Genomic DNA, 12551 nt, shown 5'->3' on the forward strand with positions numbered 1-12551 from the left:
TCCGGGAAGAATTACTCCGCCGTCGGGTTCGCCAGGAAGCGGACCGCGCGTTTAATATCCCGTGTGCGCGGCGCAGGCGGCAGGCTGGCGAGGAAGGTGGCGCCGTAGGGGCGCATCACCAGGCGATTGTCGCAGATCACCAGCACTCCGCGGTCGGTGACGTCGCGTATCAGTCGCCCTACCCCCTGTTTAAGCGTGATAACCGCGTCCGGCAACTGGACGTCGTCGAACGGATCGCCCCCCCGCAGACGGCAGTCCTCCATGCGTGCTTTCAGGAGCGGATCGTCCGGCGATGTGAACGGCAGCTTATCGATAATCACCAGCGAGAGCGTATCGCCGCGCACGTCCACCCCTTCCCAGAAGCTGCTGGTCGCCACCAGCAGGGCATTACCGGCGCTGACAAACTGCTGGAGCAGCTGGCCTTTGCTGGTTTCCCCCTGCAACAGCACCGGCAACGTCATGGTCGCGCGGAACTGCTCGGCCAGATCGCGCATCATGGCGTGAGAGGTGCAGAGCATAAAGCAGCGTCCGTTGTTGGCCTCAATCATCGGCTTTAGCATGGCCGCCAGATGGCGCGCCGCCCCTGGCTGGTTAGGCAGCGGCAGATTGCGTGGCACGCACAGCAGCGCCTGTTTCTCATAGTCGAACGGGCTTGGGAGGAGTAAGGATTCAGCCTGCTCAATGCCGAGACGCTCGGTAAAGTGGTGCAGATCGTCGTTGACCGACAGCGTGGCCGAGGTAAAGACCCAGGTGCCGGGCTTTTGCGCCATCACCTCTTTGAATTTATCGGCAACGGTCAGCGGCGTGAGCGCCAGGGTGAAGTGGCGCGAGGTACATTCATACCAGTAGCTGTAGCCCGGCTGTTTGATCTCTTTCAGCCGCTTCAGCCGCCCACGGTAGAGCGTGGCCCGCTCGAAGGCGGCGTCCAGCAGCGCTGAACGTCCGAGGGATAGCTTCGCCACGTCGTAACAGAGTTCAAGGGCATCATCGAGCAGCAGCAGCGCGCGCTGGATATTTTTGTCCGCGAGCAGTTCGCGCAGGTTGCCGCGATAGCCCGGCTCGCCAAGCTGTAAGCGGAAATCCTGTGCGCATTGCGCCAGGCGGTCCGCGCACTTCTGCAACTGCTGGGTATCTTTGAGCTCGGTGCGATAGGCAATAGTAATATCTTTCGCCAGATCCTGAAGCTGACGGCTGGAGAGCGACTGGCCAAAATACTGGCTGGCGATGTCCGGTAGCTGATGGGCTTCATCGAAGATCATCACCTCCGCCTCCGGGATCAGCTCGCCGAAACCACTGTCCTTGACCACCATATCCGCAAGAAACAGGTGATGGTTCACCACCACCACGTCGGCGTCCATCGCCGTTTTACGCGCTTTCACCACAAAGCAGTCTTTATACAGCGGGCAGTCGCTGCCGAGGCAGTTGTCGTTGGTGCTGGTCACCAGCGGCCAGGCCGGGGAGTCTTCCGGCACGCTCGCGCAGGTGCTGATGTCCCCCTCCTCCGTCTGGTTGGCCCAGGCGCGCAGGACGATCACATCGCTGAGTGTTTGTACCGGCAGGTCACCGCCCGCCAGTGCCTGCTGTTCGAGACGCTCCAGACACAGATAGTTAGAACGCCCTTTCAGCAAGGCCAGACGCCCTTTGTATTTTAGCGCTTTCGCCACCGTAGGTAAGTCGCGGCTGTAGAGCTGATCCTGGAGCGCTTTTGATCCCGTTGAGATGATAACCTTTTTTTTCGCCCGCAACGCAGGAGCGAGGTAAGCGTAGGTTTTCCCCGTACCGGTGCCGGCCTCCACAACCAGCGGCTGCGCCTTGTCGATGGCGTGCGCGACGGCATGCGCCATCTGACGTTGGGGTTCGCGCGGTTTAAAACCGGGAATTGCCTGTGCTAACTGACCTTCAGGGGAAAAATCGTCTGCCACGGTGTTCTCTCACTGTATTTTTGCACAGGGATTATGTCAGCCCCTTCTCTCCGGTGCCACCCCAAATAGTGACGACGGCGGAACAATATGGCAGTCTTGCCGCCTGACGATGAAAGATAACGAGGATACGTTTATGACAATTACGCGCATTGATGCCGAAGCCCGCTGGTCTGATGTGGTGATCCACAACCAGACGCTGTACTACACCGGTGTCCCTGCCAATCTGGACGCCGACGCCTTCGAGCAAACCGCTAACACCCTGGCGCAGATCGACGCCGTACTGGAAAAACAGGGCAGCGATAAATCCCGCATTCTGGACGCGACGATTTTCCTGGCGAATAAAGACGACTTCGCGGAGATGAATAAAGCCTGGGATGCGTGGGTAGTGGCGGGTCACGCGCCTGTACGCTGCACCGTACAGGCCACGCTGATGAAACCGGAGTATAAGGTGGAGATTAAGATTATCGCGGCAGTTTAAGCCCGGTTATTCATCTTCATCTTCAAATCGCGCCACTATCCGCTCGCCGGTATGACTGGCGCGAATTTCCTGAGCGACGACGGTGATCGCTTCTCCGCTGCTCATACCCTGGCCCATCAGTTCCTGAATCCGCTCTACCGCTTTCTGCTGTTGGTCATGACTGAGAGAAGGTAAACCTGCAAACATCGTTAACTCCTGCTAAATTATTCGCGCTAATTATTTCACGCTACCCGGTAGTATGCCATACATGAACATGCGCTTCCCCACTGTTATGACCTTACCCTGGCGTGCAGACGCCGCCGAGTTCTGGTTTGCCCGTCTGAGCCACCTTCCTTTTGCCATGCTGCTGCACTCCGGGCATGCGGATCACCCCTACAGCCGCTTTGATATTCTGGTGGCCGACCCGGTTAAAACGCTGACGACCGATGCGCTGTCACCCACGGACGATCCGCTGATGCGGCTTCAGAACGAGATCCATGCTCTGGGCTTATCTGCCACACCGGATCCGGATCTGCCTTTCCAGGGGGGCGCGCTGGGCCTGTTTGGTTACGATCTGGGTCGCCGTTTCGAAAAGCTGCCCGAGCATGCGCAGGCGGATATTTCCCTGCCGGATATGGCGGTCGGGCTGTATGACTGGGCGCTAATCGTGGATCACCGTAAGCAGACGGTTTCCCTGCTTAGCCACCGAGACGTGCAGGCGCGTCTGGCCTGGCTTGAGGCGCAACGGCCCGCCACAGCGGAACACTTTATGCTGACCTCTGGCTGGCACTCGAACATGAGCGCGGCGGAATATGCGGAAAAATTCTCTCGCGTGCAGGCGTATCTTCACAGCGGCGACTGTTATCAGGTCAACCTTGCCCAGCGTTTCCAGGCGGCGTACCGGGGAGACGAATGGCAGGCATTTACCCGCCTCAATGCCAGCAATAAGGCCCCGTTTAGCGCATTTTTACGCCTTGAACACGGCGCCATCCTCAGCCTTTCGCCTGAGCGTTTTATTCATCTGGCTGACGGTATTATTCAGACCCGCCCGATCAAGGGCACCCTGCCGCGCCTTGCCGATGCTAACGCCGACCGCCAGCAGGCGGAGACGCTGGCGGCCTCGCCGAAAGATCGCGCTGAAAACCTGATGATTGTCGATCTGATGCGCAATGATATTGGCCGCGTCGCCGAGCCGGGCAGCGTGCGCGTGCCGGAGCTGTTCGTTGTGGAGCCTTTCCCGGCGGTACATCATCTGGTCAGTACTATCACTGCACGCCTGCCGGCCTCGCGGACCGCCTGCGATCTGCTCCGCGCCGCGTTTCCGGGCGGCTCCATCACCGGCGCGCCGAAGGTCCGCGCGATGGAGATCATCGACGAACTGGAACCGCATCGCCGCAACGCCTGGTGCGGCAGCATCGGCTATGTGAGCCTGTGCGGAACCATGGATACCAGCATCACTATTCGCACCCTGACGGCCTGCGACGGTAACCTGTACTGTTCCGCAGGCGGCGGCATTGTGGCCGACAGCCAGGCCGGAGCGGAATATCAGGAAACCTTTGATAAAGTGAATCGTATCCTGAAACAACTGGAGAACTCACGGTGAAGAAAGACAACCTGACGCTGGATGATTTTCTGTCGCGTTTTCAGCTTCTGCGGCCCCAGGTTAACCGCGCCGCGCTGAATCAACGTCAGGCGGCGGTGCTGATCCCGGTCGTGCGTCGTGAACAGCCGGGTCTGTTGCTTACCCAGCGCTCACCGCATATGCGAAAACACGCCGGTCAGGTTGCGTTTCCGGGCGGCGCGGTGGACAGCACCGATGCTTCCCTGATTGCCGCCGCGCTGCGCGAAGCGCATGAGGAGGTGGCGATCCCCCCGGAGGCGGTCGAGGTAATTGGCGTGCTGCCGCCAGTGGACAGCGTAACCGGTTTTCAGGTCACGCCGGTCGTCGGCATTATTCCGCCCGATCTTCAGTATCACGCCAGCGTCGATGAAGTTTCAGCGGTGTTCGAAATGCCGCTTGAAGAGGCCCTTCGTCTGGGCCGCTATCATCCTCTGGATATTCACCGCCGCGGGCACGATCATCGGGTCTGGCTGTCGTGGTATCAGCATTATTTTGTCTGGGGCATGACGGCAGGCATCATTCGTGAGCTTGCGCTACAAATCGGCCTGAAGCCTTGACTATACTTTACATTCCACCCTTTTCTGGCAGGTTTGCGATCGGCGTCGCGCTATTAGCTAAACCATCGTTAACCATTAGTTTAATTCATGTGAATAGTTAAGCCGAGGTTAGTGTTCCCTCTTACACTATGCGCAGTTATAACATCGTTACTGGAACCCCAGTAACCCTGTCAGGAGTGTGAAAGTGATTAGTATATTCGACATGTTCAAAGTGGGGATTGGTCCATCTTCTTCCCACACTGTAGGGCCGATGAAGGCCGGTAAACAGTTCGTCGATGATCTGGTCGAAAAAGGATTACTGGAAAGCGTTACCCGTGTCGCCGTAGACGTTTACGGTTCACTGTCATTAACGGGTAAAGGCCACCACACCGATATCGCCATTATTATGGGTCTGGCGGGCAATATGCCGGACACAGTTGATATTGATGCCATTCCGGCATTTATCCGCGACGTGGAAACGCGCGGTCGTCTGCTGCTGGCTAACGGTCAGCACGAAGTGGACTTCCCGCAGGATGACGGGATGCGTTTTCGTAGCGACAACCTGCCGCTGCATGAAAACGGTATGACCATCCACGCCTGGAGCGGCGAAAAAGAGATCTACAGTAAAACCTACTACTCCATCGGCGGCGGCTTTATCGTTGACGAAGAACACTTTGGCAAAGAGAGCGCGGGCGATGTGAATGTGCCCTATCCGTTTAAATCTGCCACCGAGATGTTGGCCTATTGCAAAGAGACCGGTCTCTCCCTCTCCGGCATGGTGATGCAGAACGAACTGGCGCTGCACAGCAAGAAAGAGATCGAAGACTATTTTGCTAACGTGTGGCAAACCATGCGCGCCTGTATTGACCGCGGGATGAACACCGAGGGGGTTCTGCCTGGGCCACTGCGTGTGCCACGTCGTGCCTCTGCGCTTCGCCGTATGCTTGTCACCACCGACAAATTCTCCAATGATCCGATGAATGTGGTTGACTGGGTGAACATGTTTGCGCTGGCGGTTAACGAAGAGAACGCAGCGGGTGGTCGCGTGGTGACGGCGCCAACCAACGGCGCGTGCGGTATCGTTCCGGCGGTGCTGGCCTACTACGATCACTTTATTGAGCCCGTGACACCGGAGATCTATATCCGTTATTTCCTCGCGGCAGGCGCTATCGGCGCGCTGTACAAGATGAATGCCTCCATCTCCGGTGCCGAAGTAGGCTGTCAGGGTGAAGTGGGCGTGGCCTGCTCTATGGCGGCGGCCGGTCTGGCGGAACTGCTGGGCGCAAGCCCTGAGCAGGTGTGCGTGGCGGCGGAAATCGGCATGGAGCACAACCTCGGTCTGACCTGTGACCCGGTTGCCGGCCAGGTGCAGGTACCGTGCATTGAGCGTAACGCCATCGCCTCCGTCAAAGCGATCAACGCCTCGCGTATGGCGATGCGCCGTACCAGCGAGCCACGCGTGTCACTGGATAAGGTTATTGAAACCATGTACGAAACCGGCAAGGACATGAACGCGAAGTACCGTGAGACTTCGCGCGGCGGTCTGGCCATTAAGGTGCAGTGCGACTAAACCTTCCTTTTCGCCCATCTGCAACAGATGGGCGAATTTTCCCACCGCCTCTCGTCGCTTCACGTATTCCCCACTACACTGTCACTGTTGCGTCTGGCTTTTCCGGCCGGTGCTTATCAGGCGACCGTTCATGCAAACTGCACAAACGATCATTAAAGACTATCGCCGAAAGCGCGTTATCGTCTGTGTTACGGTTGCGCTCGTTACGCTCGTCCTGACGCTGGGCATTCGCTTTATTTCACAGCGCAACATAAATCAGGATCGGATCCACGACTTTACTCACCATACCGTGCGTGCGCTTGATAAGGTGCTTCTTGCGTTAGAAACCCAGCGTGAAACTCTACGTTTTCTGGTTGATATGCCCTGCGCTGAAGCGAATCCGATTCTGCGTAAACAGGCGGCGATCCTCCAGACCGTGCGCTCGATCGCCCTCGTCAAAGACGGAATACTGTATTGCTCGAGCGTATTTGGCAGCCGAAATATGCCCGTCAGTGACATTGAGCCGATGCTTCCGTCCAGTGAACCCAGGCTGATCTTGTTGACCGATCGGTGGCTGTTAAAGGGTAGTCCGGTACTGATTCAGTGGTCACCCCTTGCGGGCGACGGCAGTGACGGGTTGATGGAGGTAGTGAATATCGATCTCATCACCAAAATGATTCTGGAGCCACAGCGGCCACAAATCACCGACGTGGTCCTGAGAGTAGGCGATAATTTTCTCCGCGACGGGCAGCAGGTGACGAATACGCCGACCTTCGATGAACACGCCTCCCTGCTGGAACAGTCTTCACAGCACTACCCTTTCAGCGTCACGGTCAGCGGCCCTGGGGCAGGCCAAATGGCATTGAAAAATCTGCCCACCCAGCTACCGCTGGCGTTGATGCTCAGTTTACTGATGGGCTATATCGCCTGGCTTGCCACGGCGCGACGCATAAGTTTCACCTGGGAAATTAATATGGGGATTGCTGCCCGGGAGTTTGAACTCTTCTGCCAGCCGCTGGTAAACGCCCGCACCCGGGAATGCGTTGGCGTCGAGATCCTCCTGCGCTGGAACAACCCGCGTCAGGGCTGGATTTCTCCCGATGTCTTTATCCCCCTGGCTGAAGAACATAGCCTGATTGTTCCGCTTACGCGCTACGTCATCAGCGAAACGGTGCGGCAGATAGGCTTTTTCCCGGCCTCACGGGATTTCCATATTGGCATCAACGTGGCCGCCAGCCATTTTCGCCGCGCTGCGCTGATCCGGGATCTTAACCGCATCTGGTTTAAGGCGAACCCTGTTCAAAAGTTGATTGTAGAGTTAACCGAACGCGATGCGTTGCTCGATGTGGATTACCGCATCGTGCGGGAGCTGCATCGCAAAGGGGTGAAGCTTGCGATTGATGATTTTGGTACGGGCAATAGTTCTCTTTCGTGGCTTGAAAAACTTCACCCGGACGTGCTGAAAATTGATAAATCCTTCACCACCGCGATCGGCACCGACGCCGTGAACTCAACGGTAACGGATATTATTATTGCGCTGGGCCAGAGGTTGAATATTGAACTGGTTGCAGAAGGGGTTGAAACCGAGGAGCAGTCACGCTATTTGCGCCGCCACAGCGTACATATTTTGCAGGGGTACTTGTATGCGCGGCCGATGCCGCTGCGGGAGTTTCCGAAATGGCTGGCGGAAAGTAACCCTCCGCCAGCCCGTCACAACGGACACATCGTGCCTTTATTGCCGTTACGCTAGATAGCGTTACTCTTCTTCGTCGTGTACAGAGTGCTCTTTAACAATACGAACCATATCAACGCGATAGTTGTTGGCTTCAACGATGGTAATTTGCAGCGGCGGCAGCTCAAGCACATCACCGATACGCGGGATCTGCCCGTTAACGGCAATCACCAGCCCCGCTACCGTGGCGATGTCTTCATCGTCATTGACCACGTTTTCGACGCCCAGCGTGTGCGAGAGCGCGTGCAGGTCGGTGGTGCCTTTCACCAGCCAGCCGTCACCGTCGGCAACGATTTCTGGCGTTTCATCCGCATCAGGGAATTCACCGGCAATGGCTTCCAGCACGTCCAGCGGCGTTACCAGACCTTGTACCACACCAAATTCGTTGGTGACGATAACAAAGCTCCCGCGAGCACGACGCAACACGCCCAGCAGGTTAATCGGATCCAGCGTCTCCGGCACCACGATGGCAGGCGACGCGGCCGCTACGGCCTCGACGTTGACGCCCTCTTCCAGCGCCACGAGCATCTCTTTCGCGCGCACCACACCGATGATCTCATCCAGCTCGCCCCGACAGACCGGGAACAGGCTGTGCGGCGAGGAGAGCAGCTGCTGGCGAATTTCGTCGACGCTCAGGTTGGCGTCCACCCAGCTGATTTCACCGCGCGGCGTCATAATGCCGCGCAGGGAGCGGGAGGCCAGCGAAAGCACGCCGTTGATCATGTAGCGTTCTTCTTCCACAAACGCGCCTTCCGGCACCGGAACCGGGTTACGGTTCTCGTTATCCGCCTGCACGTTCACCTGACGACGCCCGCCCATCAGGCGCAGGATCGCATCGGCGGTACGCGCGCGCAGCGGCTGATTCGACTGCTGCTTAATGAAGTTACGGCGCGCAATCTGGTTAAACAGCTCGATCAGAATCGAGAAGCCAATCGCGGCGTACAGGTAGCCTTTCGGTATATGGAAACCAAAACCTTCTGCCACCAGGCTCAGACCAATCATCAACAGGAAACTCAGACACAGCACGACGACCGTCGGATGTTGGTTGACGAAACGCGTCAGCGGTTTCGACGCCAGCAGCATTACCGCCATCGCAATCACAACCGCCGCCATCATCACCGGCAGATGGTTCACCATGCCAACCGCTGTAATCACCGCATCCAGTGAGAAGACCGCATCAAGCACCACAATCTGCAGGACCACCACCCAGAAGCTGGCATACCCCTTACCGTGGCCATCATCGTGCTGCCGGTTCTCCAGCCGTTCATGCAGCTCTGTTGTAGCTTTGAACAGCAGGAAAAGCCCCCCCACCAGCATGATTAAATCACGGCCGGAGAAGGTGAAATCCATGACGGTGAACAGAGGCTTAGTCAGCGTAACCATCCACGAGATCACGGACAGCAGGCCCAGTCGCATGATCAGTGCCAGCGAGAGGCCGATCAGACGGGCTTTATCACGCTGTTTCGGCGGCAGCTTATCCGCAAGGATGGCAATAAACACCAGGTTATCAATACCGAGAACGATCTCCAGCACGACCAGCGTAAGCAAGCCTACCCAGATTGACGGGTCCATTAAGAATTCCATGACACGCTCCTGCTAAAGGAATGACAAAACGGTGCCCCGCTAATTTCGGGCATTTCAAAGGGAATGGGGGTCGATGCGTGGCGATGGTCGCCGGTGAATAAGGCGCGGGATGGCCTGGAAGATGACTGACGTCGGTGACGGTCCATATAGTGGGCTGTAGCCCTATACTCCTGAATAATTAAACGGACGCTAAACATATCAGAGACAATGGGTTTTTAGCAAAGATTTACGTTCCTTTGCAAACTTCTGTAACACACGTGGTTTATCTTACAGAAAAATCTGTAAGGCGTAGCTAAATTACGGATCTTCATCACATAAATTATTTTTTCACTATCTAAAATAATTCGCGGAAGTCTTGGTTTTTTAGAACTCTAACCCTTATCTGAATCGATTCGGTTCGCCAATACGATTCTCAGTACGCCTGCCTGGCAGACGTATAAATGATAATAATAGGAGGTAGCAAGTGACCATTGCTATTGTCATAGGCACACATGGTTGGGCTGCGGAGCAGTTACTCAAAACGGCAGAAATGCTGTTGGGCGAGCAGGAAAACGTCGGCTGGATCGATTTCGTTCCCGGTGAAAACGCCGAGACGCTGATTGAAAAGTACACTGCTCAGCTTGAGAAGCTGGATACCAGCAAAGGCGTGCTGTTTCTCGTGGATACATGGGGCGGCAGCCCGTTCAACGCTGCCAGCCGCATTGTCGTCGATAAAGAGCATTATGAAGTCGTCGCCGGGGTAAATATCCCAATGTTGGTGGAAACCTTCATGGCGCGTGACGACAACCCAGGCTTTGACGAGCTGGTGGCGCTGGCGGTGGAAACCGGTCGCGAAGGCGTGAAGGCGCTGAAAGCACAGCCGGTTGAAAAACCTGCCCCTGCCCCTGCTGCACCAAAAGCCGCGGCACCGGCGAAGCCAATGGGTCCGAACGATTACATGGTTATCGGCCTTGCGCGTATTGATGACCGTCTGATCCACGGCCAGGTGGCGACACGCTGGACCAAAGAGACCAACGTACAACGCATCATCGTGGTCAGTGACGAAGTGGCCGCCGACACTGTCCGTAAAACCCTTCTTACCCAGGTTGCACCGCCGGGCGTCACCGCGCACGTCGTGGATGTCGCCAAAATGATCCGCGTTTACAACAACCCGAAATATGCGGGCGAACGCGTGATGCTTCTGTTCACCAACCCGACAGACGTTGAACGCATTGTTGAAGGCGGCGTGAAAATCACCTCCGTTAACATTGGCGGTATGGCTTTCCGTCAGGGCAAAACGCAGGTCAACAACGCGATTTCAGTGGATGCGAAAGATATCGAGGCCTTCAACAAGCTGAATGCACGCGGTATCGAGCTGGAAGCCCGTAAGGTTTCCACGGATCAGAAACTGAAAATGATGGATTTGATCGGCAAAGTGGGGAAATAAGCCCGGGCCGGTTTTTCATATAGAGCTTATGTAATAGGAGAAGTGCAATGGAGATTACTACTCTTCAGATTGTGCTGGTGTTCATCGTCGCGTGTATTGCGGGTATGGAGTCCGTACTTGATGAATTTCAGTTCCACCGCCCTCTGGTGGCCTGTACGTTGATTGGCGCCGTTCTCGGTGACATGAAAACCGGTATCATCATCGGTGGTACCCTGGAAATGATCGCCCTCGGCTGGATGAACATCGGTGCGGCAGTTGCGCCAGATGCCGCGCTGGCGTCCATTATTTCGACCGTTCTGGTTATCGCCGGTCATCAGAGTATCGGTGCCGGTATCGCGCTGGCCATTCCACTGGCCGCGGCAGGCCAGGTGCTGACCATCATTGTTCGTACCATCACCGTTGCCTTCCAGCACGCGGCGGATAAGGCGGCCGATAACGGCAACCTGACAGCGCTCTCCTGGATCCACGTCTCGTCCCTGTTCCTGCAGGCGATGCGTATCGCTATTCCGGCCGTTATCGTGGCGATTTCCGTTGGGACCAGTGAAGTTCAAAGTATGCTGAACGCCATACCAGAAGTGGTCACCGGCGGTCTGAATATCGCGGGCGGTATGATTGTGGTCGTAGGTTACGCGATGGTCATCAACATGATGCGCGCAGGCTATCTGATGCCGTTCTTCTACCTTGGCTTCGTTACCGCTGCATTCACCAACTTCAACCTGGTTGCGCTGGGTGTGATTGGTGCGGTGATGGCGATTCTTTATATCCAGCTCAGCCCGAAATACAACCGTGTCGCGGGTGCCCCTGCGCAGGCTGCTGGTAACAACGATCTCGATAACGAACTGGACTAACAGGTGAGCGAAATGGTTGATATGACAAAAACTACCACTGAGAAAAAACTCACTCCGGGTGATATTCGTGGCGTGTTCATCCGTTCTAACCTGTTTCAGGGTTCATGGAACTTCGAACGTATGCAGGCGCTCGGCTTCTGCTTCTCCATGGTGCCGGCAATCAAACGCCTGTATCCGGAAAACAACGAAGCACGCCGTCAGGCAATTAAGCGTCACCTGGAATTCTTCAACACTCACCCTTACGTAGCGGCGCCTGTTCTGGGCGTAACGCTGGCGATGGAAGAGCAGCGTGCAAACGGGGCTGAGATCGACGATGGTGCTATCAACGGTATTAAAGTCGGTCTGATGGGGCCGCTGGCAGGCGTGGGCGACCCGATCTTCTGGGGTACCGTGCGTCCGGTCTTTGCGGCACTGGGCGCCGGGATCGCCATGAGCGGCAGTCTGCTTGGTCCCCTGCTGTTCTTTATCCTGTTCAACGCGGTGCGTCTGCTGACCCGCTACTACGGCGTGGCATACGGTTACCGTAAAGGGGTGGATATCGTTAAGGATATGGGCGGCGGCTTCCTGCAAAAACTGACTGAGGGGGCGTCAATCCTCGGCCTGTTTGTAATGGGGGCTTTGGTTAACAAGTGGACGCACGTGAACATCCCGCTGGTGGTATCGACGATCACCGGTCAGGATGGTCAGACGCGCGTCACCACCGTGCAGACCATTCTGGACCAGCTGATGCCTGGCCTGGTACCGCTGCTGTTAACCTTCGCCTGTATGTGGCTGCTGCGTAAGAAAGTGAACCCGCTGTGGATCATCGTTGGCTTCTTCGTCATCGGTATCGCGGGCTACGCCGTCGGCCTGCTGGGTCTGTAATAAAATGCGTTA

The 12551-nt window shown here is 56.5% G+C and carries 11 protein-coding genes; 8 read left to right on the forward strand and 3 right to left on the reverse strand.

Features of this window, described 5'->3' with window-relative positions; all coding sequences use genetic code 11:
* Positions 1-11: 11 nt before the first annotated feature.
* A complete protein-coding gene (locus ACOTXC_RS05405; RefSeq protein WP_421767469.1) occupies positions 12-1922 on the reverse strand; it encodes an ATP-dependent DNA helicase in 1911 nt (636 codons plus the stop codon).
* 133 nt (positions 1923-2055) lie between these two features.
* On the opposite strand from ACOTXC_RS05405, the gene ACOTXC_RS05410 reads away from it, so the two are divergent.
* Positions 2056-2400 (forward strand): RidA family protein, encoded by a 345-nt coding sequence (locus ACOTXC_RS05410; RefSeq protein ID WP_022648440.1) that lies wholly within the window; start codon positions 2056-2058, stop codon positions 2398-2400.
* A 6-nt stretch (positions 2401-2406) separates the two neighbouring features.
* Here the strand turns inward: ACOTXC_RS05410 and ACOTXC_RS05415 are convergent, their stop codons facing one another.
* Entirely contained in the window at positions 2407-2586 is a 180-nt protein-coding gene (locus tag ACOTXC_RS05415; protein ID WP_022648441.1) for a YoaH family protein, read from the reverse strand.
* Positions 2587-2647: 61 nt separating this feature from the next.
* Here ACOTXC_RS05415 and pabB point away from each other — a divergent pair, with 61 nt between their 5' ends.
* The 4 genes from pabB to ACOTXC_RS05435 all read left to right on the forward strand — a co-directional run bounded on the left by pabB (position 2648) and on the right by ACOTXC_RS05435 (position 7835).
* Positions 2648-3982: an aminodeoxychorismate synthase component 1 gene (gene pabB, locus ACOTXC_RS05420; protein ID WP_032622420.1), complete on the forward strand. Its 1335-nt coding sequence runs from the start codon at positions 2648-2650 to the stop codon at positions 3980-3982.
* Entirely contained in the window at positions 3979-4557 is a 579-nt protein-coding gene (locus ACOTXC_RS05425; protein WP_022648443.1) for a CoA pyrophosphatase, read from the forward strand. Before pabB ends, ACOTXC_RS05425 begins: the two co-directional genes overlap by 4 nt.
* Before the next feature lie 184 nt (positions 4558-4741).
* Complete coding sequence (sdaA, locus tag ACOTXC_RS05430) at positions 4742-6106, forward strand: L-serine ammonia-lyase (RefSeq protein WP_022648444.1); 1365 nt, start codon at positions 4742-4744, stop codon at positions 6104-6106.
* A gap of 130 nt (positions 6107-6236) precedes the next feature.
* Positions 6237-7835 carry an EAL domain-containing protein gene (locus ACOTXC_RS05435; RefSeq protein WP_023300353.1) on the forward strand — a complete coding sequence of 533 codons (1599 nt, stop codon included), beginning with the start codon at positions 6237-6239 and terminating at the stop codon, positions 7833-7835.
* 6 nt (positions 7836-7841) lie between these two features.
* On the opposite strand, the gene yoaE is transcribed toward ACOTXC_RS05435, so the two are convergent.
* Entirely contained in the window at positions 7842-9401 is a 1560-nt protein-coding gene (gene yoaE, locus ACOTXC_RS05440) for a TerC family protein (RefSeq protein WP_228338620.1), read from the reverse strand.
* Positions 9402-9864: 463 nt separating this feature from the next.
* Between yoaE and manX the strand changes: the two genes are divergently transcribed.
* The 3 genes from manX to ACOTXC_RS05455 are packed head-to-tail and all read left to right on the forward strand — an operon-like array spanning position 9865 to position 12539.
* Positions 9865-10827 (forward strand): PTS mannose transporter subunit IIAB, encoded by a 963-nt coding sequence (gene manX, locus ACOTXC_RS05445; RefSeq protein ID WP_022651434.1) that lies wholly within the window; start codon positions 9865-9867, stop codon positions 10825-10827.
* A 47-nt stretch (positions 10828-10874) separates the two neighbouring features.
* Positions 10875-11675: a PTS mannose transporter subunit IIC gene (manY, locus tag ACOTXC_RS05450; protein ID WP_022648448.1), complete on the forward strand. Its 801-nt coding sequence runs from the start codon at positions 10875-10877 to the stop codon at positions 11673-11675.
* Between the two features lie 12 nt (positions 11676-11687).
* Positions 11688-12539, forward strand: coding sequence for a PTS mannose transporter subunit IID (locus ACOTXC_RS05455; RefSeq protein ID WP_006810994.1), 852 nt, complete (start codon positions 11688-11690; stop codon positions 12537-12539).
* Positions 12540-12551: the final 12 nt, after the last annotated feature.

The sequence above is a fragment of the Enterobacter cloacae complex sp. IR5428 genome, assembly GCF_049238585.1.
Classification (GTDB): domain Bacteria; phylum Pseudomonadota; class Gammaproteobacteria; order Enterobacterales; family Enterobacteriaceae; genus Enterobacter; species Enterobacter intestinihominis.

Coding starts and splice junctions, on each gene's coding strand:
- ACOTXC_RS05455 (WP_006810994.1), top strand. CDS start 11,688: ATGGTTGATATGACAAAAACTACCACTGAGAAAAAACTCACTCCGGGT.
- ACOTXC_RS05435 (WP_023300353.1), top strand. CDS start 6,237: ATGCAAACTGCACAAACGATCATTAAAGACTATCGCCGAAAGCGCGTT.
- ACOTXC_RS05415 (WP_022648441.1), bottom strand. CDS start 2,586: ATGTTTGCAGGTTTACCTTCTCTCAGTCATGACCAACAGCAGAAAGCG.
- yoaE (WP_228338620.1), bottom strand. CDS start 9,401: ATGGAATTCTTAATGGACCCGTCAATCTGGGTAGGCTTGCTTACGCTG.
- ACOTXC_RS05410 (WP_022648440.1), top strand. CDS start 2,056: ATGACAATTACGCGCATTGATGCCGAAGCCCGCTGGTCTGATGTGGTG.
- pabB (WP_032622420.1), top strand. CDS start 2,648: ATGAACATGCGCTTCCCCACTGTTATGACCTTACCCTGGCGTGCAGAC.
- manY (WP_022648448.1), top strand. CDS start 10,875: ATGGAGATTACTACTCTTCAGATTGTGCTGGTGTTCATCGTCGCGTGT.